The organism is Candidatus Omnitrophota bacterium, assembly GCA_040755155.1.
Lineage (GTDB): Bacteria > Hinthialibacterota > Hinthialibacteria > Hinthialibacterales > Hinthialibacteraceae > JBFMBP01.
Map to the genome: position 1 here is coordinate 47,128 of JBFMBP010000070.1, position 23,862 is coordinate 70,989.

Annotated in this window: 21 protein-coding genes; 10 read left to right on the top strand and 11 right to left on the bottom strand. The window is 52.4% G+C overall.

Annotated elements, in window-relative coordinates:
• The first annotated feature begins 2 nt into the window (after positions 1-2).
• From AB1656_08920 to AB1656_08960, 9 genes are all read left to right on the top strand, one after another.
• Positions 3-710 carry a hypothetical protein gene (locus tag AB1656_08920; protein ID MEW6235493.1) on the top strand — a complete coding sequence of 236 codons (708 nt, stop codon included), beginning with the start codon at positions 3-5 and terminating at the stop codon, positions 708-710.
• The gene (locus tag AB1656_08925; GenBank protein ID MEW6235494.1) at positions 707-1,909 is read left to right on the top strand and encodes a pilus assembly protein TadG-related protein; all 1,203 of its coding nucleotides are present in this window, start codon (positions 707-709) and stop codon (positions 1,907-1,909) included. The genes AB1656_08920 and AB1656_08925 overlap by 4 nt, the downstream gene beginning before the upstream one ends.
• A 10-nt stretch (positions 1,910-1,919) precedes the next feature.
• Positions 1,920-3,152, top strand: coding sequence for a hypothetical protein (locus AB1656_08930; protein ID MEW6235495.1), 1,233 nt, complete (start codon positions 1,920-1,922; stop codon positions 3,150-3,152).
• Between the two features lie 180 nt (positions 3,153-3,332).
• Positions 3,333-4,670 (top strand): CpaF family protein, encoded by a 1,338-nt coding sequence (locus AB1656_08935; GenBank protein MEW6235496.1) that lies wholly within the window; start codon positions 3,333-3,335, stop codon positions 4,668-4,670.
• Entirely contained in the window at positions 4,667-5,638 is a 972-nt protein-coding gene (locus AB1656_08940) for a type II secretion system F family protein (GenBank protein ID MEW6235497.1), read from the top strand. The genes AB1656_08935 and AB1656_08940 overlap by 4 nt, the downstream gene beginning before the upstream one ends.
• A 2-nt stretch (positions 5,639-5,640) precedes the next feature.
• Positions 5,641-6,561 (top strand): type II secretion system F family protein, encoded by a 921-nt coding sequence (locus AB1656_08945; protein ID MEW6235498.1) that lies wholly within the window; start codon positions 5,641-5,643, stop codon positions 6,559-6,561.
• A gap of 15 nt (positions 6,562-6,576) precedes the next feature.
• Positions 6,577-7,206 carry an OmpA family protein gene (locus AB1656_08950; GenBank protein ID MEW6235499.1) on the top strand — a complete coding sequence of 210 codons (630 nt, stop codon included), beginning with the start codon at positions 6,577-6,579 and terminating at the stop codon, positions 7,204-7,206.
• A gap of 63 nt (positions 7,207-7,269) precedes the next feature.
• Positions 7,270-8,658, top strand: a complete 1,389-nt coding sequence (locus AB1656_08955) for an ATP-binding protein (protein ID MEW6235500.1) — start codon at positions 7,270-7,272, stop codon at positions 8,656-8,658.
• A gap of 197 nt (positions 8,659-8,855) precedes the next feature.
• Positions 8,856-10,475: an EcsC family protein gene (locus tag AB1656_08960; GenBank protein MEW6235501.1), complete on the top strand. Its 1,620-nt coding sequence runs from the start codon at positions 8,856-8,858 to the stop codon at positions 10,473-10,475.
• Positions 10,476-10,559: 84 nt separating this feature from the next.
• Here AB1656_08960 and AB1656_08965 read toward each other — a convergent pair whose 3' ends face one another.
• The 4 genes from AB1656_08965 to AB1656_08980 form a co-directional block, all read right to left on the bottom strand.
• Positions 10,560-10,952 (bottom strand): type II toxin-antitoxin system VapC family toxin, encoded by a 393-nt coding sequence (locus AB1656_08965; GenBank protein ID MEW6235502.1) that lies wholly within the window; start codon positions 10,950-10,952, stop codon positions 10,560-10,562.
• A 5-nt stretch (positions 10,953-10,957) separates the two neighbouring features.
• Positions 10,958-11,191 (bottom strand): hypothetical protein, encoded by a 234-nt coding sequence (locus AB1656_08970; GenBank protein MEW6235503.1) that lies wholly within the window; start codon positions 11,189-11,191, stop codon positions 10,958-10,960.
• Positions 11,192-11,209: 18 nt separating this feature from the next.
• On the bottom strand, positions 11,210-12,922 hold the full coding sequence (locus AB1656_08975; protein MEW6235504.1) for a glutamine--tRNA ligase/YqeY domain fusion protein: 1,713 nt from the start codon (positions 12,920-12,922) through the stop codon (positions 11,210-11,212).
• A 149-nt stretch (positions 12,923-13,071) separates the two neighbouring features.
• On the bottom strand, positions 13,072-13,386 hold the full coding sequence (locus AB1656_08980) for a nucleotidyltransferase domain-containing protein (protein ID MEW6235505.1): 315 nt from the start codon (positions 13,384-13,386) through the stop codon (positions 13,072-13,074).
• Between the two features lie 230 nt (positions 13,387-13,616).
• On the opposite strand from AB1656_08980, the gene AB1656_08985 reads away from it, so the two are divergent.
• Positions 13,617-13,889, top strand: a complete 273-nt coding sequence (locus tag AB1656_08985) for a DUF2442 domain-containing protein (GenBank protein MEW6235506.1) — start codon at positions 13,617-13,619, stop codon at positions 13,887-13,889.
• Positions 13,890-13,919: 30 nt separating this feature from the next.
• Here the strand turns inward: AB1656_08985 and gltX are convergent, their stop codons facing one another.
• From gltX to gatA, 7 genes are all read right to left on the bottom strand, one after another.
• Positions 13,920-15,593: a glutamate--tRNA ligase gene (gene gltX, locus AB1656_08990; GenBank protein MEW6235507.1), complete on the bottom strand. Its 1,674-nt coding sequence runs from the start codon at positions 15,591-15,593 to the stop codon at positions 13,920-13,922.
• A 110-nt stretch (positions 15,594-15,703) separates the two neighbouring features.
• On the bottom strand, positions 15,704-16,246 hold the full coding sequence (locus AB1656_08995) for an STAS domain-containing protein (protein ID MEW6235508.1): 543 nt from the start codon (positions 16,244-16,246) through the stop codon (positions 15,704-15,706).
• A 308-nt stretch (positions 16,247-16,554) separates the two neighbouring features.
• On the bottom strand, positions 16,555-18,477 hold the full coding sequence (locus tag AB1656_09000) for a 6-hydroxymethylpterin diphosphokinase MptE-like protein (protein ID MEW6235509.1): 1,923 nt from the start codon (positions 18,475-18,477) through the stop codon (positions 16,555-16,557).
• Between the two features lie 87 nt (positions 18,478-18,564).
• Entirely contained in the window at positions 18,565-19,065 is a 501-nt protein-coding gene (nrdR, locus tag AB1656_09005) for a transcriptional regulator NrdR (protein ID MEW6235510.1), read from the bottom strand.
• Positions 19,066-19,086: 21 nt separating this feature from the next.
• A complete protein-coding gene (gene glyA / locus AB1656_09010; protein MEW6235511.1) occupies positions 19,087-20,358 on the bottom strand; it encodes a serine hydroxymethyltransferase in 1,272 nt (423 codons plus the stop codon).
• Positions 20,359-20,540: 182 nt separating this feature from the next.
• Positions 20,541-21,566 carry an RpiB/LacA/LacB family sugar-phosphate isomerase gene (locus AB1656_09015; GenBank protein ID MEW6235512.1) on the bottom strand — a complete coding sequence of 342 codons (1,026 nt, stop codon included), beginning with the start codon at positions 21,564-21,566 and terminating at the stop codon, positions 20,541-20,543.
• Positions 21,567-21,795: 229 nt separating this feature from the next.
• Positions 21,796-23,268 carry an Asp-tRNA(Asn)/Glu-tRNA(Gln) amidotransferase subunit GatA gene (gene gatA / locus AB1656_09020; protein MEW6235513.1) on the bottom strand — a complete coding sequence of 491 codons (1,473 nt, stop codon included), beginning with the start codon at positions 23,266-23,268 and terminating at the stop codon, positions 21,796-21,798.
• Positions 23,269-23,862: the final 594 nt, after the last annotated feature.

A 23,862-nucleotide genomic window follows, 5' to 3' on the forward strand; every position in this document is an offset into this window, starting at 1 on the left:
TCATGAAACCAACGCTTCGCCTCCTATGCGCCTTATCTCTGCCGGTTCTGGCAACCGCCGCCGCTCTGCTGGCGAGAGCGGGATGGGATGGCGATTTTTCAAAAGAGCAAGCCCCCAGCCATTCTCGATGCGCTGTTCTCATAAGCAATGATTCTTCCGAGCGGCATCTCCAGAATCTGGAAGCGGCGGAAGCGGCGCTGCGGCGATGGCATTTCGACGACATTGCCGTATTAGGAAAAGTAACCGTTCCAACCGCCGCTGAAGTTCAACTCGCTTTATCCAACGCCAAGAAACAAGACCGGAATCTTTCTTTGCTCTATCTCACCGGCCATGGAAGCCTGCGATTCAGCGCGGAACATCCGGAAGGAATGCCGATTCTCATGCTGAAAGATCGTCCATTGACGGCGGAGAATTTGGCGCAGAATCTGGGAAACGGCCCATGCGCGATTTATATCGATCAGTGCTATTCGCCCGCATTTATGGACGAACTCGCTCGCCGGTTGCGGGGGCAATTTCTCCTGCTTTCCGATAAAAACGCAGAACATTCCACTGCTTGCTGCGCTCCTTTCAGCGGACGTTTTTGGAATGCGTTAACCGAATCAACAGGCGAGCCGTTTTTTAAACATATCAATTTCGTATGGGATAAAACCTGTTCCGATGGAAGCCGCATCCTCTTGGGAAAATCGTTAAATGGGAGACTAACGCCATGAAAACGAATCAAAAAGGCTCCATCATTGTTCTGCTAGCCGTCTGCATCACGGTTATTATGATGTCGCTGGCCATGACGGTAGACATAGGGTGGATGGTCCTGGCCGAAGGCCAGTTGCAGAACGCCGCCGACGCCGCCGCTTTAGCGGGAGCCTCCCAACTGCCGGACGAGGACGTTCTTTATGGTACTCCAGACCAAACCGACGATATCGGCGACGCCCGCGATTCGGCGCAAGCCTTCGCGGCCTACAACAAGGCGGCTAACGTTTATCTCCAAGTCGATCGCAACGAGGATAATTACATCGATGGAGGCATCGTCGCCGGATACATACAAAATCCTTTGAACATTAATTCTTCTTTTCAAACGGATGAAATCCCCGAATACAATTCCATCCAAGTTACGGCAAAATTAGCCAACGATCTTAACGGGCCATTAGCCCTGCTAATGGGATCGTTTTCAGGAATGCAATCCGTCGAATTGCAAGCGACATCGACAGCGACGATCGACGACCGCATAGCGGGCTTCGAAGTGGACGTCAACGAACGTCTTATGATGCTGCCTTTCACTGTCTATGCCGACGCTTGGGACGAAGCGGTGGATGGCGGCCATCATCCCGCGGATTGCTCCTGCCCTCATGAACCCGACGAAGACGATTATTCTTACAGCGAAGAAAGCGGCGTACTTCACCAAAGCGACGGTATCCCGGAAATTTCCATGTATCCCAACAACCAAGACGTATGCACTCTTCCTTGGGCGCCGGGCAATTTCGGCACGATAGACATCGGCCCCTCCAACAACTCTACATCGGATCTTATCGATCAAATCGAGAATGGAATTTCCGGCGCAGATTTGGAAGCCATCGGCGGCATGATCCTAACCGATGAAGACGAAGATGGCGTTTATTCCAAATGGCTGAACGGCGATACCGGCGTCAGCGCCGCGATAAAATGCGCTTTTGAAGCCATAATAGGCCAACCGCGCATCCTTCCCTTGCATCGAAATCTGACGGGAACCGGCGATGGGGCCATGTACGAAATCGTCCGCTTCGCCGGCGTTCGCGTCGTGGACGTCAAAATGACGGGAGCGCTCGATAACCGATGCGTCATCGTACAAACTTGTCCGATCGTCTCCTCCAACGCCGTCTTCAGCGCCAATGGCCCGAAATCGGGAATGATCTTCGCCGTATCCATCACGCGATGAGGCAAAAACCATGCTGCGAACCAAGCCAACCGGCCAACTATCCATCTCATCCGCCCCGTTCCGCGCCGCCCTCATCGACAGCGACCGCGACGAACTGGCGCGCAGTTCCAAAATCCTTCAATCCACCGGACAGATCGAAATCGCGGCGGAAACCGCCTCCTATTCCATCGCCTTCTCGATCGTCGAACGCAGCAAGCCCCAATTCGTTTTCATTTCCGCCGACGAAGAGAGCCTTCTCTTAATCGAAAAAATTCATCATGCCTGCCCCGGCGTCAAAATCGTCGCCATGGGCAGCCGCGAGGATGCGGAACTGGTTCTGCGTAGTTTCCGCTCGGGCGCCGACGAATATCTCATTAAACCGTTGCAGCCGGAAGAACTCGCCAGCGTCTGCGAACGACTTCACAGCCGCGCCTCCCAACCCGCCAATGAACCGGCTTCTCTTGGCCGCGTCGTTGCTTTTTGGGGCGGACGCGGCGGCTGCGGCGTTACGACCTTGGCCTGCAATATCGCCCATGCCCTCAGCCAGTCGCAACCGACCATCCTGGTTGACCTGCACGCCGGTCAAGGCGATTTGGGCGTTTATCTCGACGTACAGCCGTCATTCTCCTTGCGCGATCTCAGCGAATCGGACGAGCGGTTCGACGCCACCCTGATCGACAGCGTAACCATTGAGCACGAAAGCGGCTTGAAACTCCTGCTCCAACCGGACGACGGCCATTCCAATTTTTTCCAGGAAGATTCCGTTTGCAGCCTGGTGGAATGCCTGCGCCATCGCTACGCCTTCGTCGTCCTCGATCTGGGCCGCGACAACGAAATCGCTTCGATGGTGGCGCCCTTCGTCAACGATTTCTTTCTCGTGATCACGCAGGATTTGCCATCCGTTTTTCTTTCCGTCCGCAAATTGCAATTCCTATGCGAAGCGGGATTCGATATGAATCGCCTCGTCATCGCCGTGAACGCTTATACGAAATATTCTTCCGTCACTTTAAGCCGCATTGCCAAAACGCTGGGCAAGAAAAAAATCGTTACGATTCGGGACGATAAATGGAAGGTTCAATCCGCCATCAACCAGGGCGTTCCCCTGAGCAAGATCTCGCGGCGAGGCAAAGCGGCTAAGGATGCCGCTGCGCTGGCCAATACGATTTTACGTCAGGAAGCCATCCCCTTTCTCAAGCCGGAGAAAGCCAACGCCATCGAACTGAAGCCGCTGGCGGAAGCCCGGCTGCTGCAAGTGGGCGGATGACGCGCCACCCTACCGAGGAAAGGAAAATGGTGGGCTACGCTTCGCTTTGAGCCCACCCTACACAACTGTATCGGGCAGAAAAAGTAGAAGAGCCATCTTGGCTCTTTCTTTCGCCAATCAAGAGGCTGGAAGCCTATTCTATTCTGAGGGCGTTTCAAAAGAGAAAACAGGGACAAGATCATGAACAACGCCGCCGCCAATCTTAAAACCATCAACGCCGCCGACCGGTTGTCGCGCATTCAGGATTTGAAATCGGAAATCCACCGGCGCTTGATCGAACGGCTGGACCTAGGACAAATCAACGAACAAAACAAGGATAAGGTCAAGCAGCAGGTTCGTCCCGTTTTAGCGGAAATGATCGCCGCCCAGCCCGCCGCTCTCAACGGCCGCGAACGCCAGGAAATGGCGGAAGAGATTCTCGACGAAGTCTTCGGTTTCGGTCCGCTGGAGCCATTGTTGAAAGACCCCGAAATTTCCGATATCCTTGTCAACAATTTCCGGGAAATTTATATCGAAAAAAAAGGAAAATTGCAGAAGGCCGAGTCCCGCTTCCGCGACGACCGCCATCTTCTTCAAATCATCGACCGCATCGTTTCCCGCGTCGGACGGCGCATCGACGAAACCATGCCTATGGTCGACGCTCGCTTGCCCGATGGTTCGCGCGTCAACGCCATCATCCCGCCGTTGGCTCTAAACGGACCCGCCATGTCCATTCGCCGCTTCGGCGTCAATCCGCTGAAAGTGGAAAATCTTCTGCAAAACAAATCCATCATTCCGGAAATGGTGGAATTTTTGGAAGGCGCCGTGCGCGCCAAGCTGAACGTTGTCATCTCCGGCGGCACCGGATCGGGTAAAACAACGCTGCTGAATATTCTCACTTCCTTCATTCCCGCTTCCGAACGCATTATCACCATCGAAGATTCCGCCGAGTTGATTTTACAACAGCCTCACGTAGTGCGGCTGGAAACACGCCCCGCCAACATCGAAGGCCAAGGCGCCATCACCCAGCGCGATTTGCTTTTCAATACGCTGCGGATGCGGCCAGACCGCATCATTTTAGGCGAAGTACGCGGCGCCGAAGCGCTGGATATGCTGCAAGCGATGAACACCGGGCACGAAGGCTCGCTTACCACTATTCATGCCAACACTCCTCGCGACGCCATGAGCCGCATCGAGACGATGGTCTCTATGGGCGGGCTGGAAATCCCCATGCGCGTTATCCGCCAGCAAATCGCGTCCGCCATCAACATCATCGTGCAAGCCTCGCGTCTGCTGGACGGAACACGCCGCATCACTTCAATTGCGGAAATCGCAGGGATGGAAGGCGAAGTAATCACCATGCAGGAGATTTATAAATTCAAGCAAGAAACGATCGACTCGGAGGGGAATGTCCACGGCGCCTATGTCGCTGCGGGGGTGCGGCCAAAGTGTATGGCCAAGTTGGAAGCGGCGGGCATCCGCATTTCGCCGGACGTTTTTCAACCTGGCGTCAAAATGCGCATAGGAGAAGGCTCATGAACGAACTGACCATCGGCGCCATCGTCTTCGCGGGCACAGCCGTTTTTGTTTTCGGCGTCGCTTATTTCGTTTTCAACCTTCTCCATTCTGAAAACGTCGTTGTAGGTAAACGCTTCCACTCCGTCCATCGCCAGATGCAATCTTCCCTTTCGCAAGACCAACAATTGGCTTTATTAAAAAAAGAGAACGATTGGAAAAAATACGAATTTTTTTCCGATTTCCCCCCATTTCTCAACCTGCCTCTCTTGTTCGAACAAGCAGGCCTGAACCAGGACGTCAGCCGATGGATGATGGCGACGGCTGGAGTTGCGATATTTTTAGCTTCGATGTCGCTATATATTTCGGCCAATATACTCCTAGGTTTCGCCGTATTCGCCGGAAGCGTATTCGTCTCCTATCTCCGCATCCTTTGGAAGCGCAAGCGCCGCCTAAGAGCCTTCGAAGCCAACCTGGCGCAGTGCCTGGAAATCATCGGCCGCTCTCTGCGCGCCGGTCATCCCTTCTCGATGGGGCTGCAAATGACGGCGACGGAAATGCCCGCTCCCATCAGTACGGAATTCAGCCGCATCTACCGCGAACTTCAGATGGGGCTGCCGCTCGAAGAATCGCTGCGCAAAATGGCTGCCCGCGTTCCGCTTTTGGATATTCGATTTTTCGTGCTTTCCATTTTGATTCACGATCAGATCGGCGGCGATTTGGCGGAGATATTGGACAACCTATCCCGCGTCATCCGCGACCGGTTCAAAGTCTTGGGCCAGGTGCGGGCGTTGACGGCGGAAGGGCGCATGTCCGGCTGGGTGTTAAGCCTATTGCCCGTATTCGTCTTTCTCGTCATTCTATGCCTGAATCCGAAATATATTCTGTTGCTTCTCAACACGGAAATCGGCAACAAAATGTTGACCTCCGCCGTCGTCATGCAGTTTTTCGGCATTCTCATCATTCGAAAAATCGTCAATATCAAGGTGTAATCATGGAACTATGGATTGGCGCCATCGCTTTTTCCGCAATTTTTCTATCCGTTGTTGGAACATCTGTCCTATTCGGCTTCCTCAAGCATCCCGTCGACGACCGGCTCGCCCGCTATGGTCGCCGCCAACCCGCCTCTGGAGAGACAGCCTTCATCGACGCGGGCCGCAGCAATTTGATATCCTCCATCGGCGAACGCATCGCGCCGAAGGATCCCCTCCAACGCAGCGAAAGCAAGCAGCAGCTGGCGATGGCGGGCTATTACAGCCGCTGCGCCTATAACGCCTATTGGACGATGAAGATCGTTTCCATTCTAGCCATGCCGCTTCTCGTAATCCTTATCTTCGCCATTCAAGGAATTCCTCTTTCGCGATCAACGCTGCCTGCGCTTTTCGCCATCGGCGGCGGCTTGTTTTTGCCGGATTGGATTCTTGGTTTCTTCAAGCGCCGACGCCAGGAGCAGATTTTCTGCGGATTGCCGGACGCGCTGGACTTGCTCGTCGTTTGCATCGAGGCTGGTCTGGGACTCGACGCGGCGCTGCAAAAAGTGAGCGAAGAGTTTCATATCAACAACCGCGTCCTCAGCGAAGAATTGAACATGACCTGCGCCGTCATCCGCATGGGCCAGCCCCGCGCCGACGCGCTTCACGATCTGGGCGAACGCACTGGCGTGATTGAATTGAGAGCGCTGGCCGCCGTGCTCACCCAGGCCGACCGCTTCGGAACCAGCATGGGCCAGGCGCTGCGCGTCCATTCCGACGACATGCGCACCCGCCGCCGCCAGCGGGCGGAAGAACTGGCCGCCAAAACCACCGTGAAACTGCTGTTCCCCCTCGTATTGTTTATATTTCCATCGATCTTCGTCGTGCTCGGCGGTCCCGCCGTGATACGCATCATCGACACCCTTATGGGGAAAGTCATTTAACCGGGAGGTTTCGCCATGAAACGCTTTTCCATCCTAATGTCGAGTCTGATTCTCTTTTCCGCTTGTCAATCCACGCAGCCGGACGTTTTTTCCCGATCCGCCGGCAATTCCTTCGGCGCCGCCGCGCAAAAGCCGTTCGACGAGATGACGGCCAACGCCCGGCCCGTAGATCCTATCGCCGGATGCATCTATTTCGGGAATAACCAATCCGAATTAAGCGCCGCCGCCAAGGCCGAGCTGAATCGCATCGCTTCCCTTCTCTCCTCGCGTTCCGGTTCGGCGATCGTAGAAGGCCACGCCGACGGCGTCAGCGAAAAGGATTCCAATACGCGTTTGAGTTGCGAACGCGCTCTCGCCGCGGCGAATTATTTAGCGAACGCGGGCGTTTGGGAGGAGCGGCTCGTGGTTCGCGGCTTCGGCGAGAGCCGTCCCGCCGCCAACAACGAAACGGAAGCCGGACGCGCTCTCAATCGTCGCGTCGTCGTTAAAACGTTCGCTCAAGGGGACGGCATGACCGGCAAGGAAGCACTCATCGCACAGAAGAAAAAAATGAGTGAAGAGAAAACGGAATCATCCGACTCCGGCGCCTCCTCTCTCGACACGATGCTGCAAGCGTTAGGCGGCGGGGAATCGGAGGGAAAATAATTTCTCCCCTCATCCTAACCTTCTCTCAAAGGGAGAAGGAATAACTCGGAAAGCGATGATGCAATGTCCGATACGATCCCAACCATAACCAACGATTCTGCGGATGACGAATCTCTTGAGGAAGATTATCCCACGGTCCCCTTTCCTTTTTTCGAAGACGACGGCAATAGGCCCTCCTCCCCCGCTTGCCTGGAAGAAGTAGGATTGTCCGCTTCTTTTCTTAGCGATTTAATCGTCAAGCATCTGCATCGTTTTGGCGTCCTCACTGGATTGGAAATCGCGGAGAAAATCCGCCTTCCCTTCCCACTTCTCGAACCTTTATTGAACGAAATCATCATTCAACTTTATGCGGAGAAGAAAGGCGGACAGGGATTGGGCGCCGCCAGCGACCGTTTTGGACTGACCGACCGGGGACGGCGGCACATTCAAGATTTATTGGCGCTGGATACCTACATTGGCCCCGCGCCCGTACCTCTCGATCAGTATTGGAGCTATATCCAAAAACATCATCTGCACAGCATCCGCGTTACCGAGGCGCTGCTGCGGGAAGCCTGGTGCGATTTCATCGTCGACGATTCTCTCTTCCGCCAAATCGGTCCCGCCATCCGTTCGGGTAAATCCTGCTTCCTCTACGGACCTCCGGGTACGGGAAAAACGACCTTCGCCAAGAAAATCGCCCAATTTTACAACCAGCACGGCGGCCCCATCGCCGTACCCCATGCTCTTTTTGCAGGCGGCAGCATCATCCGGGTATACGATCCCATCCATCACAAGGAATTGACTCCTTCGGCCGCCGATGCGAATCGGATATTCAAGAATCAGGGCGGCGACCGCCGTTGGGCCTTATGCCGCCGTCCGGCGGTCATCGTTGGCGGCGAACTCGAATTATCCATGCTGGATTTGCGCTACAATCCTTCCACCCGCTATTACGAAGCCCCGCTGCAAATGAAAGCCAACGGCGGACTGTTGATTATCGACGATTTCGGGCGCCAAATGGTTCAACCCAGAGATTTGCTCAACCGGTGGATCATCCCCTTGGAAGAACGGCTCGACTACCTGACCCTGCATACGGGTAAGAAATTTTCCATCCCCTTCGAGCAGCTAGTGGTCTTCGCCACGAATATGAATCCCATGGATTTGGTGGATGAAGCCTTTTTGCGACGCATCCGTTATAAGATTTATATCGGCGAACCATCCGCCGTAGTCTATAAATCCATATTCATGAAAGAATGTCATAAAAAGGAACTGGAGATCGCGGAAGCCGATCTCGACGAAATTATCCGCCAATGCTATCTGCCCGCCAACCGTCCGCTTCGCGCCTGCGATCCCCGCGACATCACCGATCAAATCGCCGATTATTGCGATTTCAACGAACTTTCGAAAACTATCCCTTTCGATTTATTGAAAGCCATCGTCGCGGCTTATTTAACGGAAATCAATGTTGGATCGTAGGCTAATGTCCGAATCCGGATTTTTCAGAATGTAAGGATTATCAGGATGGTTAACTATCTTTTATCCTGAAAATCCTGGACATCCCGATTCTGACAATCTTGTAATCCGTCCTTCCCATCGTTTTCCTTCTTCTCTCTTCTATTACCCTTCTCCACTATAATGGGAACAATGAACTCATCCTTTTATCGAGGATTGAAATGAGCTTTATCGATATTCCCATGCCTTGGCTGCTTTTCGCGGTTCTGATGCTGTTCGCGGCGCTGGGCGTTTTCATCGCCGCACGCAGCGCCTGGAACTTTACGCGCATCCTTTATCTTCTGCGTCCGGGCGCGAAGATAGCTTCCTTAGCCGATCTTGAAAGCAAAATCTCGCGACGCATCACTCTCGCCGACCGCAAAGCGCAAGAACTGATCGACGGAAAAGTGCGCCAAGTTACGCGCTCGCTCAAGACCACATCGTGGATGGATCCGGCTCGCCTTATGGACGAATGTTTTCAACTCGTATGCGATGTGGCTCAGGTTTATTATCCCACTTCGCCTCATCCCGAATTGGAAGTGACTATCGTCGAGCTGCTGCATCTCAACGAACGGATTTCGAAGGAACTGAATGTCCTCATCGCGCCGCTCAAGCCGCTGCATCAAGTTTCCGTATCCAACATTCTTACAGCCAAGGATTTGTTCGACAAAACGCACGAGATCGTGGAAAAAAAAGGAATGCGCGCGGGGCGGCGCATCGCCAGCGGCGTATGGACGGCTATCAACGCCCTAAATCCGCAATACTGGATCAACAAGGCGATATTCAAGGGCGCTTCGGAAGCCGTGGGACGAAAAATTCTCGCTTCGGCCTATCGCATCGTTGGCGCCGAAGCCATCCGCGTCTATCGTTCGTCCTCGACCTTCAACCTGGACGCCGCGCTGTCGCTGGAGGACGAAGAAGCGCCCATCGCCGCTGCGGCTAAGCCGGAACTAGCCGTAGAATCCGCGCCCGAAATCGAAGCCGCCGTCATCGAACCGGAAATCGCTTTAGAAATGGATGTAGAAGAGGATATGGATCATTCCACCGCTCAACCGGAAGAGAAAGACGATAAAAAGACGAGGTTTACGAAAATCGCAATACAGACCTTTAGTAAATTCATCGAAGGCTCGTTGACGCTATGGGATAAATTATCCAAGCCGGATTCTGTCATCGCCGCCTACCGCAAGAAGAATCCTCAAGTGGAGACGTTATCCTCCATTCAAAAACTTCCCATCGAAACCATCAACAAAATGTCTTCCCGCTATATCCACAAAGGAGCGTGGCTCTCGGCGGCGGAAGGAACCATCACCGGCTTTGGCGGCATGTTCACCATCGCCGCTGACGCCGTTTCGCTGCTGGCGCTGCAACTTCGCGCCATTCAACAGGTCGGCTACTGCCACGGCTTCGACGTTTCCCGCCCAGACGAAAAAATCTTCGCCGTCAAATTGTTGGCCGAAGCCTATTGCCATCCTGCTACAGGCGAAAGAACAGCGCTGCTCAAGGAGATGCGCATGGCCGCCGATCTGCTGCGAGGCAAGTCGCCCTTAGGTTATTTGCAGAAGCAGTTGTTCTTGAAAGGAACGAGTCAAATCGCGCAAAAGATCGGCCTGCGCCTGGGAGGGGAGAAAACAGCGCAGGTTATCCCCTTCCTGGGCGCCGCGGTGGGAGGGATCATCAACCGCAAAATCACCAAGGACGTCGCCCTCATCGCCCAAGACGTTTACCGCGACCGCTTACTGAAATTGCGTGGAGAAAGCCAACCGCCGGAAGAAGCCGCAGCGCCCTCCGGCGGGATGGGGTGAGGGAACAAATTACGGATATTATTATACTTAATTCTACCCAGAGAATTTAATTTATGGTGAAAACGAATATAACTTTCGTTATCATCAAGATTCCCAATCTTCAATTTCCAAATTTGGAACTCTTTGAAATTCACGAGTATTATGCGTAATCAGAATCGCACGATTCACTACTGCAATGGAGGCAATCATCAAATCATTCGGACCTATAGGCGTACCTTGCGCCGCAAGTTGCGCGCGTATTTCGCCATACGCGTACGCCGCGGAGTCATCAAATCCAAAAGAAGCATAATTTACCAAAAAATGCCGCAATAACTCCAGATTCTGTTCCCGGCGTTGGCTTCTATATGCGCCATAGTACAACTCCGCTTTCACAACTGAACATAACCTGATGGTTTCAGGATCGGTATTATGAAAACGTTCTTTCACAGGCGAGGCAGATGGATTGAGTATTTTAATCCATATATTCGTATCCGGCATTAGAATCATTCTAGCGCCTCGCGTTCCTCATACGATCCTTGTTCTGGACGAACCAACGGCTCACCCTGCCAGGCGCCGATAAATTTATCGGCAGGATTGGCGGTTTTGCTCGTCTGCGGTTTATCCGATTCCTCTTCATCCAATGGCAGCAAGATCACTTCGACGCGGCGATTTTTTAGATGATCGGGAATCAGGATCACCGCCGGGAGATTTTCGTAAATTTTTCTAACGACATTCATCTTGCGCCTCCTATATTCTCATCCCTTCGCTTGAATCTTGCTCCAGGAATCTTTGAGCGGGACAGTGCGGTTGAAGACGGGACGATCCGGCGTACTGTCCGCGTCCTTGCAGAAATAGCCCAGCCTTTCGAACTGGCATTTGAAGCCGGGTTCGGTCTTAACCAGCATCGGCTCCAGATAACAATCGGTCAGCGTCTTGAGCGAATCGGGATTGAGGTTTTTTTTCCAATCCCGCCCTTCCTCAACATTCATCGGATCGGCTTTGGCGAATAGATAATCGTACAGCCGCACTTCCGACTTGACCGCATGGCGGGCGGAAACCCAGTGGATAGTTCCCTTCACCCGGCGGCCGTCGGGCGCGTCGCCGCCGCGCGTGGCGGGATCGTAGACGCAGCGCAGTTCGATAATCTGGCCTTGCGCGTCCTTCACCACTTCCTGGCAGGTTATGAAGTAGGCATACCGCAGCCGCACTTCCTTACCGGGAGCAAGACGGAAGAATTTCTTGGATGGAATTTCCATAAAATCGTCCCGCTCGATATAGAGTTCGCGGCAGAAGGGAACCTGGCGCGTTCCCGCCGACGGGTCTTCGGGATTGTTGACGGCATCGAGTTCTTCCTCTCGATCTTCAGGATAGTTGGTGATAACGACTTTGAGCGGATCCAATACCGCCATGACGCGGGGAGCGGCTTTGTTCAAATGCTCGCGCAGGCAATGTTCCAGCAGTTGGATATCGACGATGCCGTCGCCTTTGCTGACGCCGATGCGCTTGCAAAACTCGCAGATGGCTTCGGGAGCGTAACCCCGGCGGCGCAAGCCAAGCAATGTCGGCAAGCGCGGATCGTCCCAGCCTTGCACGATGTTCTCTTCCACCAGTTGGCGAAGATAGCGCTTGCTCAACACCGTGTAGGTCAGGTTCAAGCGCCCGAACTCGTATTGCTTGGAAGGAAAGATGCCCAGCTGCTCGATGTACCAATCGTATAACGGGCGATGGTTTTCGAAGCCGACGTCGCAAATGGAATGGGTGACGCCTTCGAGGGAATCCGATTGCCCATGCGTCCAATCGTACATGGGGTAAATGATCCATTGATTGCCGGTGCGGTAATGCTCCATGCGCATGATGCGGTACATGACGGGATCACGCATGTTGAGATTGGGATGAGCCATGTCGATCTTGGCGCGCAGGGTTTTAGCGCCGTCGGGAAATTCGCCCTGGCGCATCCGTTGGAAGAGATCGAGATTTTCTGCTACGGAACGGTTGCGGTAGGGGCTGTCCTTGCCGGGAGGAGTAACGCGCGCCCCGTTTTCGTCGAACTCGGTCGTGCCGCGATATTGCCGAATCTCTTCGTCGTTGAGATCGCAAACGTAGGCTTTGCCATCTTTAATCAGTTTAATCGCCCATTGGTAAAGTTGCTCGAAATAATCCGAAGCGAAGAAAAGACGATCCTCCCAATCGAAGCCCAGCCATTTGATATCGTTCTGAATAGCTTCGACGTATTCCATTTTTTCCTTGGCGGGATTTGTGTCGTCAAAGCGCAAGTTGCATTTCCCGCCGAATTCCTGCGCTACGCCGAAACTTATACAGATAGCCTTAGCGTGGCCGATATGCAAATAGCCGTTCGGCTCTGGGGGAAAGCGCGTATGCACCCGTCCGCCGTTCACGCTGGCTTCCACATCCGTCTTGACGATGTCGCGTATAAAATTCGAGGGGTATTTAATATCATTTTCCGCCATGAAGTTGCTCCGAGTTTGAAATATAATCAATTAATGACTCATGTCACGCAGTCTCATCCCAGCCTTGAAAGGCTGGGCGATTATCAAATGCCCCTTTAAAGGGGCAAACGACAATAGCCGTTTCAACGGCGGGTCTACTTTCAAATCGCTCACAATGGAATCCCCTCTTGGCTAACATTCTGATGGAAAGGAGTAATTTTCATTCGAGGGCGATTCCATTCTTCGCGGCTATGGATGACGGAAGAAATTACTTCTCCCATTTCCCATTCGATTTCGTAGAGACGATGGCGGATATTCATCTTCTCTTTATCATCGATCGATTTATCGACTAGAATCAAGAAGTCCCAATCGGAATCTGGGGCGGCGTCTCCCCGCGCGCGGGAGCCGAACAGAAGCACTTCGGCGTCCGGCTCCATTTCTTGCACCGTCCGTTTCACTTGTTGCAGAAATTGATCTTTATTCATAGCCAATCGAGTATTGAGTAAATGGATTGTAGATGATATTCAAAACGGCTTTCCAATCCCTCATTTTACGATATTATCTTAGGAAAAATTGGAATTCGATTATCTTTATCTTTATTCTATATCGGAACCTTGAGACCGAAAGTGGCGGAAAATTCTTGATTTGAAGGAAGACCTACATCAGTAAACTTTTAAATGACGAATCTCGCATTAAGTCCTTTGGAGTGAATCCCATGCTGGAAGTCGCGAGCGCCGAGTACGTCGAAGACTATAAAATTCGTCTTGTATTCAACAACGGCGAAACTGGTATCGTCGATTTGGAAAATTGTCTTTGGGGGCCGATGTTCGAACCGCTGAAGAATATCGACGAGTTTAAGCAATTTTCCGTATCTGAAATCCTTCATACTCTCTGCTGGAAAAACGACGCGGACTTCGCTCCTGAGTTCTTATACGAAAAAATGAGGGAATCGGCGCAAACGCCGGACGCTCTTACGCCTCGGCGATAATAAAAACGCCGAGGCTTATCCTTAATCATTCTACTCCCCAAAAAACCGTTCCAAGCAGCGCTTTATCCGGTTCACTGTCTTCGTTTTCCCCAAGATAATTAACGTTTCCACGATTTCGGGCGTAATCACGTTGCCGCTGATCGCCACGCGGATGGGCTGCGCCGTCTTTTTCATATTGATGTTATGAGTATTCAAAAAATCCTGCAAACAGGCGACGATAGAATCGTGCGTCCACTCCGCCAATGGTTCGAATGCGAAAAGCAATTGGCGCAGCGTCTGCAAACCCGCGCCATCGTTTTTGAGCAGGTTGTCCTTGACCGCTTTCTCTTCGAAGCTTACGTCCTCGTCTCGAATGGCGAAGAACTCGCCCAAATGCAGGGGATCGCGCAACGTTTTCGTCCGCTTTTGATAAACCTCGCAGAACAAGGGAAACGCCTCGCCTAATACTTCGATAACACGAGGCGCCTGTTCTTCGCAGAATCGCCGCAGCCGTTGAGCGAAATCCGGCAACGGCATTTTTTGCAAATATTCCGCATTGAAGGCAAGCAGTTTTTGACGGTCGAATCGGGCGTTGGAGGAACCGACGCGCATCAAATCGAAGCGTTCGACTAGAAAATCCAAAGAGAATATCTCCACATCGTCGCCGGGATTCCATCCCAACAGCGCCAAGTAGTTCAGCAGGGCTTCCGGAATATAGCCTGCATTGCGGAAGTCGGCGACGTCGATTTCCGGCAATTCGATCTTCAGCGCGTCGGCGATGCGAACGGCTATCGATGCGTCGTCGCTTTTCTTCTCCACGAAATCGTTCAATTCCGCAACGGCTAAGGAAGAGCGTTTCGCCAATTCATCCAACGAATGGTTTTGCAGCCATTCGCCAGCGGCGGTTCTGGCGGCTTTGGCTTTATCGCGCTTGGACATCTTCGATCCGTCAGGATTGAAGATGAGGGGAAAATGGCAGTATTCCGGATGCGGAAAGCCCAGCGCTTCCTGCAGCGGCCAATGGCGGAAGGTGTTAGTACGATGCTCCTGGCCGCGCAAAATATGCGTTACGCCCATCAAATAATCGTCAATGACGGACGCCAAATGATATGTAGGATAGCCATTAGAGCGCCGAATGACGAAATCCTCGAATTCTTCGGGCTGGCACGTTACTACGCCGCAAGCATGATCCGTGAAAAACACGGGCGCATCGGGCATTTTGAACCGTATCGCCGGTTCGCGCCCTTCGCTGCGATATTGGCGGATTTTTTCGGGCGGCGCCGAAAGCGCCCATTGACGATCGTACTTGCCTGGCTTTCCCGCCAGCGGAGCCTCGCGCCGCTTCTCGTCCAACTCTTCGTCGGTTAGAAAACATTCGTAGGCATGGCCGCTTTGAAGCAATATATCGACATACTTATTGTATATTTCCAGCCTCTGCGACTGAAAATAGGGACCATTCCCGCCCAATTGCTCCTGCATGGGATGGCTGGAATCGGGATTGGGGCCTTCGTCCCACTCAATCCCCAGCCAGCGGAAATCCTGCACGATTCCGAGCATGGAGGTTTCGGAAGAGCGAACGAGGTCCGTATCCTCGATTCTCAAGATAAACTTCCCGCCGGTATGACGGGCGAAGGCCCAGTTGAACAAGGCGGTGCGCACGCCCCCGATATGCAAATGCCCCGTCGGTGAAGGAGCAAAACGGACTACAACATTTGTTCCATACATAATTGCGATTTCGCCTTCCAGCATTCGTCAGTAAGACGATCCGTTCTACAATTCAAATACGGCGGGACTGGTTGTTCCCCGCTCAATTTATCAGCAATCGATAAATAGGATTAAAAGCGGCTGGCTTCGATCTGTTTTCTGAACAATCGGAGAACCAGATGGGTGGATTGCATAATCTCGCTGTTGAATTCGTTTAGATCGAATATTTCTTTCCGGATTAATATCTCCAAAAGACGCATCAAGATAAGGCGTTGGTTGCGTCCCGCCTGAGCTAAGGGATTGGTTTCCTCTAGCAGATTTTCCTTGCGCTTAATCAATTCGTCGAAGGCGTGAATCGCTTCGATCTTGGTTTCATATCGGTCGAAGAGTTCCAAAACATGGCCGATATTCATGAATTGCTGCACTACTTTTTTGGGACGGAATAGTTTGATGCCGCCGCCATATCCCAGCACTTCCCGATTGATGCGAAGCAGAGCGATGATCGCTTGGCTGTCCATGAAGCGGATTTGCTCGATGTCAAGGACGAAATAATACCGCTTTTCCTCCATCATTTTTTCGATAAACGTTGTCAGTTCCTTGGATTCGTTTTTACCAAGTTCTCCTTGCAGTTCAAGGATAGAGACCATATCGTGATCTTTGCGTATGATTCTCATAATGGCCTACATTTCGTTTATTCACTCAGGTTACGGGCCTGGGAGTGCGGGCGTCCCGCCCGCATCCCTCCATCCGCCGTTAAAACGGCGGGCTTTTGCCGTTTGTCCCTTTAAAGGGACATTTAGAATAGCCCAACCTTGAAAGGCTGGGATGGGAAATTTCGAGAAATTCGATTTATTTTATGCTTTTGCGATGCAAAAACGTAACAGATATCAAGCCCATTCGCTGCCCAGGATGATTATTCCACCCGCAGGCAGGATGCCTGCGCTCCCAGGTTGCGCAACACGAGTTGTTCATCGACGGCGATTTACCAGCTGGGCGCCGTCCAGGAAGCATTATCCATCGAATCGACGGTTTCTTGAATGATAAGAGAGTACTTTGCGCACAATTCCTTCATTCCCGAAAAATAATCCTGGTAGCGCTTGATGGTCATTTCTACATTTTTCGGAGTCGGTTCCGGCCCCTTGGGCCGGTTTTCCCTTTTGAGAAAAGGCGAAAGAACGCAATCGGCGGCTTCATCCAAAACGGCATAAACTTTGTGGTCTTGAGTCAGCGCTTTGTGGATTTTCAGAATCTCGTTCATCGTCTCTTCCAACAAAACCGGATTCGGAGACCGGCTGGAGGCGATGGCGCGCAAGGCGCCGACTTTTTGCAACCCTTCTTCCGCTTTTTCCACCGCTGTTTTCAAAATATCGCCAGATTGCCGTAGTAAAGCCTTGCCGCTTTCTTTATTCAATTCGAAAAAGAAGCCGACGGCCATTTGCAGCGTGCTTTGCGCCATCGCCTCATAGCGCGCGTATTCCTGTATCGTTTCCCGCAGCGTCCGGATCTCGGCGCCTTCCATTTTAGCGCCGCCTTCGGTGCAGTTAATGACGCGAGCGTTGGTTCGCTTGATCTCCTCTTCCATCGAACGTAGATAAGCCAGCCAAAATTTGTTGGTGGCGACTTCCCCTCCCAGGTTGGCGGGGACGATGATGGGATCGAATTCTTCCAGTTCCGGCTTGTCTCCCAACAATTCGACTTTCATTTTCCCCGGCGCGTCCGAGCGATAGATATTGCGGCGCAACGCGGTTCCCGACGCATGAGTCGAACCGCCATCGCGGGAAAAAGAGAGATCGAAGCCGACCAATACAATAGGATCGCAGCCCAAATAGCGCGCCAGGTTGAAGCAGGTCTGGCCGACGTTGATGCCGGGACTCATGGCGGCGCCTTCGCCGAAGAGTTGCTTCATGACGTTCAACAAACGCGACGAGGGCAATGAGATGGAGACTTTCGTTCCTTGCAATTGTTTGGGGATTTCATGGAAAACGCTTGGGGAAAACACGAGAATCGCCGCACCCAAATCCGTCACTCCCGCAAAATGGCGGGCGTTGAGCGGCGTCGGATCGGTAGTAGCGATAAGATGAGGCGTTATGCCTTTATTAAGCAAAAGTTTATAAACGGTATCGACTGCGATAATGACGCCTTTATCCCCCACCTGAGCCAACAGGTCAACGTTTTTATCCAACGACGGCCCTGCGCCCACGACGAACGCGGGAATCTTGGTCAAGGCGGAATTTAAAGCCGTCAACGATGGATTGGATAACATCTGAGGGATGTTGCGGATAATATTTTCCTGAATCATCCCCCCCAGCTGCACCTTGGTGCGTAATAGAATTTCTCCGCTTTGCAGAGACTCATCCACGATTTCCCGCACCCGGCGGTAAAAAGCTGGATCGATTTCGACGGAGGCCGGATGCTCTATAACGGTTAAACCATCCTGGATGAAAGGCGTAAGCAGCCGGTTCATGCAATCCCGCATCTCCGAATCCGTTGGTTCGATCAAAAAAAAGAAAGAACGGCTTTGCAGCAGCAAGGTCATATCAACATAAGTAAAAGCTGCATAAACAATGTCGATTTCGCGTTCGACGATAACAATATTACATAAATCCCGCTGGCATCTTTTAGCGAGTTCGAATACGTGATACAGCAAGCCCGAGCCGAAGATCATCAAATTATAAGCGATTGGCAACTCTAATCCATTTACCCAACGCTGGGCTTCCTGGATGGGATTTTTGGCGCTATGCAGCAGGCGGGCGGCGCCGCCGGATTGCAGGCGCAAGGAAGGAACGTTTGCCGGAGTTGCTATAATCTCGGCGCGATGGCAGGGAGTATATTGCCGCAAGCGATCCGCGGTCTTTGGATCGTAGGATTGCAGAATCTGTAAATTTTTCTCCAGAAAACCGCTCATAAGCCTGGTTCGAAACGCGGAAGTTCTCAGATCCGGCTATTGGTTCTCCGCGCCTTCTTCCCAAACGTGGAAAGGGAGCGGCTTGAATCAGGGGAGAGGAGTCGGCTCTTCGCCGGAAGGCGCGTCCTGCGCCTCTCCTTTCCCCATCAATTGCGAAAGTTCTTGCTGAAATTGATGCAGGTCTTTGAATTGGCGATAAACGGAAGCGAAGCGGACGTAGGCCACCTGATCCAGCTGCCGCAGTTCCTTCATAATATTTTCCCCGATGACGGAACTGGGAATTTCGCTTTCGTGCGTCATGTAAAGCCGCTGCTCGATCAACGTCGTGATCTGTTGCAGCTGCTCTTCCGATACCGGGCGCTTTTGGCAGGCGATGCGCATGCTTTTGCAAACCTTGTTCCGGTCGAACGCCTCCCGGCGTTCGTCCCTCTTGATAATCATGAGAGGAATCTCTTCATAGCGTTCGTAGGTAGTAAAACGCTGGTTGCACGCCAAACATAACCGGCGGCGGCGGATGCTCGCGCCGTCGGACATGGAACGCGAATCCACGACTTTATCTTCATCGACGCCGCAATAAGGACATTTCACAAGCTTTCCTCTCCCGGCGGCTTACGCCTGCGCCATAGGCAGTTTTCTCCATTCCGAATAGAGCGGGAAGGAGGCTGTAAGGTCTTTCACTTTCGCTTTCACCGATTCGATGACCGATTCTTCGAGTTTGGATTCGATGATGTCGGCGATCATATTGGCGACGGTTTTCATCTCAACTGGCCCCATCCCCCGCGTTGTCAGCGCCGGGGTTCCCAACCGGACGCCGCTGGCGACGAATGGAGTTTGCTTATCGAAGGGAATCATATTTTTATTGACTGTAATATAGGCGCGGTCAAGGGCTTTCTCGCAATCTTTGCCGGTTAGGCCGTTATGCCCCACGTCCAGCAGGAGCAAATGAGTATCCGTCCCGCCGGAAATCATGCGGATATTGCGCCCGGCGAACGTCTTTTCCATCGCCTTGGCGTTATCAAGAATGCGTTGTTGATAAACTTTGAATTCGGGCTGCATCGCTTCCTGAAACGCGACAGCCTTGGCGGCGATGACATGCATCAACGGTCCGCCCTGGCTGCCGGGAAACATCTTTCCGTTCACCGCTTTGGCGTGCTCCTCCTTGCAGAGGATTAGTCCGCCGCGAGGGCCGCGCAGGGTTTTGTGAGTCGTCGATGTAACGATATCCATGTGTGGTATCGGCGTGGGATGCAATCCCACCGCCGCCATTCCTGCGATATGTGCAATGTCCGCCAGCGATTTTGCGCCTACGCTGCGGATAATCTCTCCCAACCCTGCAAAATCGAGGCGGCGAGGATAAGCGGAAGCGCCCAGAATCACCAGTTCAGGCCGATACTCTTCCAATGCCTGACGGAATTCGCACAGATCGATTTGCTCAGTCTCGCGATTGACGCCGTAGGATTTCACCTGAAAGAGCTTGCCGGAAAAATTAACCGGGCTGCCATGCGTCAAATGTCCGCCTTGAGAAAGGTCTAAGCCCATAATCTTAGCGCCGGGTTCGACCAGTGCCATATAAGCAGCCATATTAGCCTGCGAACCGGAATGGGGCTGCACGTTGGCGTGATCGGCGCCAAACAGTTTCTTCGCCCGCTCGATTGCCAACTTCTCAGCGATATCGACGAACTCGCAGCCGCCATAGTATCGCTTGCCGGGATAGCCTTCGGCGTATTTATTGGTCAGAGGAGTTCCCATCGCTTCCAGAACCGCCTCGGAGACGAAATTTTCGGATGCGATCAATTCCAATTTTTCGTGCTGACGGCCTGCTTCCAACAAAATCGCATTATAAATTTCTGGATCGGCGGTCCGGACATGCTCTAACACTATTGGGTTCCTCCTTGTTTTACAATTATAATAAGTAAAGTAGTTTTAATATTTAGTCTCTTGCAAAATTCCAATATTCCTCCCCCAAGCCTGGGGGAGGTTAGGAGGGGGTTGTTTTAAGTCTAATAAAATCAACCCCCCTCTAACTCCCCCCATCTTGGGGGGAGAATTAAAAAAACCAGTCCTTACCCGGACAAATTCGAATTAGCGAACGATTTATAATAGGATTTCACTTGCATAGTTCCAGGATAGGAGACGGCGCAGGGCGCGAAATCCCGCGATTCGCACGCCATGATTTTACTGATGCGCCGCTGATATTTGCCGCCCAGGAAACAGCTTTCCATCCACGCTCTTACAATGCTGTCGATCCGGTCTCTCTCGAAATAATCCGCGCCCATCGCTAGCATGTTGGCGTTGTTATGGGTGCGCGACATTCTCGCATGTTCTTCGTCGTAGGGCATGACGCAGCGGATGCCGTGCACTTTATTGGCGGCGAGTAACATGCCATGTCCCGTCGAGCAGATCAACACGCCTCGATCCGCCTTGCCCCGCGCCACTAAACCCGCCGCCAGAAAAGCATAATCGGGATGATCGCAGGACGCACCGGAATCGGTTCCGCAATCGATCAACGCCGCCAATTCCTTTTCCCATCGCTCGATGAGGAAATTTTTCACCGCAAAGCCGCGATGATCGGCGCCGAATGCTACGACAAACTTTCGCGTCTCGTAAAATCGATGTCGGATATCGTCCCAATCATCCACGATGCGTTCGACGCCGCTCTCGATATACCCGGCAACCCGATCGAATACGGCGTCATCCCCTCCCACCGGATCGGAAATATCCAAAGGACCTTCGGGAAGCAAATATTGGCCTAAAATACGTACTTTATCCGAACATTCGGGATACATCTCATCCATAAAAAACTGTTGTTGCTGAGTCATGACGACGCAGAGATGAGCTTTATCGCACATTTCCCGCGTCAAGGATCGCGAACGGAAACCATCGAGCGAACCGCCTCTGCGGCGAACCTCATAAACCGCCCGGCTGGATGGAGCGGCGCCATCCACGGCGGAGATGCCAGCGGATTCCACGAGAACATCGTCATCCAATCCCTTTTCGGCCAAGCGCTTGCGCAATAAAGCCTCGGCGATCGGACTGCGGCAGCAATTTCCCATGCAAATCATTAAAATACGAAAGGGATCAGCGGTCATAAATCCTTAATCCTCAAATCATGTTACGCAGTTCCATTCCCTCGCCCTATGGGAGGGTTAGGGTGAGGGGGGCTAAGTTTAACCTTATCAACCCTCACTTAACCTCTCCCAATCTTGGGAGAGGGATTGGAAAAACAGCAAATTCAAAAGAAAATAGCTTTCGTGAGAAACATGAGTCATTAATATCAATTCAGCGGTTGCAATGGCTACGGTCAAAGCGAAAAACGAATCATTGGAGGGTTGGTCTCATTAGATGATGATTCGTCCCTTGCTGATAACAATAGGCAATATTCAAAAGCCGATCCTCGCTCAAAGCGGGGCCAATCAATTGAATGCTTATGGGCAATCCATCGGAGCTGAAGCCGCCGGGAATTACCAAGCCCGGCAAACCCGCCAGGTTGAGCGGCGCCGTAAACACATCCGACAGATACATCTCCAAAGGATCGTCCGTCTTTTCCCCGGCTTTGAATGGCGGCGATGGCGTAGCGGGACATAGTACGGCGTCCACCTTTTCGAAAGCGGCGTCGAAATCGTTTTTAATTAACGTCCGGACGCGTTGAGCGCGGCGGTAATAGGCTTCGTAATACCCAGCGCTTAAAACGAACGTGCCCAGCATAATCCGGCGCTTCACTTCTGGCCCAAAGCCTTCGCTGCGAGTTTTATTATACATCTCCACGATGTTGTCGTGCGGCCCTTGCGCCCGGTATCCGTAAACGACGCCGTCGTAGCGGGCAAGATTGCTGGAAGCTTCCGCCGTACAAATCATATAATACGTCGCGATGGCGTATTCGGTATGGGGAAGCGAAATCTCCAGGCATTCCGCGCCCTGGCTTTCGAAATAGCGCGCCGCCGCCAATACCGCATCTCGGATTTCCGGATTCAATCCTTCGATGAAATATTCTTTGGGGATGCCGATTCGCGCGCCTTTAACATCCCCGCTCAACAAGGCGGCATAATCGGGAACCGGCGTATCGATGGATGTGGAATCCAGGGGATCAAGGCCGGAGATAATCCGTAACAGTTCTGCGGCGTCGCGAGCGTCTTTCGCCATAGGGCCAATCTGATCCAACGACGAAGCGAAAGCGACTAATCCATAGCGCGATATGCGGCCATAGGTCGGCTTCATTCCCGTAACCGAACAAAAAGCGGCGGGTTGGCGAATGGAACCGCCCGTATCCGAAGCCAAGGCCAAAGGCGCTTCGTCAGCGATCACGGCGGCGGCGGATCCACCGCTGGAACCGCCGGGAACTCGCGAAAAATCCCAGGGATTCATCGTGCGTCCGAAAGCCGAATTTTCCGTAGACGATCCCATCGCAAATTCGTCCATATTCGTCTTGCCGATGGGGATCAATCCTTCGTTCAAGAGTTTGACGACGATGGTTGCGTCATAGGGCGGCTTAAAATTTTCCAACATTTTCGAACCGCACGCCGTCGGCGCCCCATTGTTCATGCACATATTATCTTTGATGGCGATGGGTACGCCCGCCCACTTAGGCAGCATTTCCCCCTTGGCTCGGCGTTCGTCGATCTTATCGGCTAGGGATAGAGCATAATCCCGCATAACCAAATGGTAAGCATGGATTTTCGCTTCGAGCTGGCCGATTCGATGCAAGAACGATTCGACGAGTTCCCTAGCGGAAAGTTTTTTCGCCTGCAATTCTTCCGAGGCTTGCCAAGCTGACAATTGGTAGGGTTCAGTCATTCTGTTATAGACTTTTTTCTGGAATATCCATCTCCAACGAATGGAGGAAAGATAGAACTCGCATTCCCTTTTTAAAATATTGAATCGATAGGATCAATATCTTGCTGTTCTTCAAACGAGAATCACCATATATTCCGGCTTGCCGGTTATATTAACCTGAGTTAGGGGTTTTCTGTCAATGTTTACGAACCTATCCACGGCAAATGAATCCCGAAATGGACTTTATCGCGCCATAGCCCCTACTTTTTTAATAGGATATTATCCCGGAAAGCGGAAAACTTAAGTCTTTCTTTCACTAAGCCAACGAACGTGGGGGTGGCAAGGGCAAGGTTGTTTCTGCCCTTGACTCGGCAAAAAAGTAGAAGAGCCATCTTGGCTCTTTCTTTTGACATTCAAGAGGCTGGAAATCTCTTCTACTTTGGTATTTCATAAGAGCAAGCCACTCGCTATTTGCGGGCTATATCAGGCAGAAAAAGTAGACCCGCGTGGGGAAGGATTTCTCGCTATCGCTCGAAATGACAGAGTCGCAGCTGACAGAGTCGCAGCAGGAGAAAGACCATGATTAACGATTTTTTCCCGCCGCGCCCGGCATTG

What these genes read in the sequence shown, in the direction of transcription:
- AB1656_09015 (MEW6235512.1), bottom strand. Translation starts at nt 21,566, where the DNA reads ATGACCGCTGATCCCTTTCGTATTTTAATGATTTGCATGGGAAATTGC.
- AB1656_08970 (MEW6235503.1), bottom strand. Translation starts at nt 11,191, where the DNA reads ATGAATGTCGTTAGAAAAATTTACGAAAATCTCCCGGCGGTGATCCTG.
- AB1656_08940 (MEW6235497.1), top strand. Translation starts at nt 4,667, where the DNA reads ATGAACGAACTGACCATCGGCGCCATCGTCTTCGCGGGCACAGCCGTT.
- AB1656_08965 (MEW6235502.1), bottom strand. Translation starts at nt 10,952, where the DNA reads ATGCCGGATACGAATATATGGATTAAAATACTCAATCCATCTGCCTCG.
- AB1656_08985 (MEW6235506.1), top strand. Translation starts at nt 13,617, where the DNA reads ATGCTGGAAGTCGCGAGCGCCGAGTACGTCGAAGACTATAAAATTCGT.
- AB1656_08945 (MEW6235498.1), top strand. Translation starts at nt 5,641, where the DNA reads ATGGAACTATGGATTGGCGCCATCGCTTTTTCCGCAATTTTTCTATCC.
- AB1656_08960 (MEW6235501.1), top strand. Translation starts at nt 8,856, where the DNA reads ATGAGCTTTATCGATATTCCCATGCCTTGGCTGCTTTTCGCGGTTCTG.
- AB1656_08955 (MEW6235500.1), top strand. Translation starts at nt 7,270, where the DNA reads ATGTCCGATACGATCCCAACCATAACCAACGATTCTGCGGATGACGAA.
- AB1656_08935 (MEW6235496.1), top strand. Translation starts at nt 3,333, where the DNA reads ATGAACAACGCCGCCGCCAATCTTAAAACCATCAACGCCGCCGACCGG.
- AB1656_08975 (MEW6235504.1), bottom strand. Translation starts at nt 12,922, where the DNA reads ATGGCGGAAAATGATATTAAATACCCCTCGAATTTTATACGCGACATC.
- AB1656_08995 (MEW6235508.1), bottom strand. Translation starts at nt 16,246, where the DNA reads ATGAGAATCATACGCAAAGATCACGATATGGTCTCTATCCTTGAACTG.
- gatA (MEW6235513.1), bottom strand. Translation starts at nt 23,268, where the DNA reads ATGACTGAACCCTACCAATTGTCAGCTTGGCAAGCCTCGGAAGAATTG.
- AB1656_09000 (MEW6235509.1), bottom strand. Translation starts at nt 18,477, where the DNA reads ATGAGCGGTTTTCTGGAGAAAAATTTACAGATTCTGCAATCCTACGAT.
- AB1656_08950 (MEW6235499.1), top strand. Translation starts at nt 6,577, where the DNA reads ATGAAACGCTTTTCCATCCTAATGTCGAGTCTGATTCTCTTTTCCGCT.
- AB1656_08920 (MEW6235493.1), top strand. Translation starts at nt 3, where the DNA reads ATGAAACCAACGCTTCGCCTCCTATGCGCCTTATCTCTGCCGGTTCTG.
- AB1656_08930 (MEW6235495.1), top strand. Translation starts at nt 1,920, where the DNA reads ATGCTGCGAACCAAGCCAACCGGCCAACTATCCATCTCATCCGCCCCG.
- AB1656_08980 (MEW6235505.1), bottom strand. Translation starts at nt 13,386, where the DNA reads ATGAATAAAGATCAATTTCTGCAACAAGTGAAACGGACGGTGCAAGAA.
- gltX (MEW6235507.1), bottom strand. Translation starts at nt 15,593, where the DNA reads ATGTATGGAACAAATGTTGTAGTCCGTTTTGCTCCTTCACCGACGGGG.
- AB1656_08925 (MEW6235494.1), top strand. Translation starts at nt 707, where the DNA reads ATGAAAACGAATCAAAAAGGCTCCATCATTGTTCTGCTAGCCGTCTGC.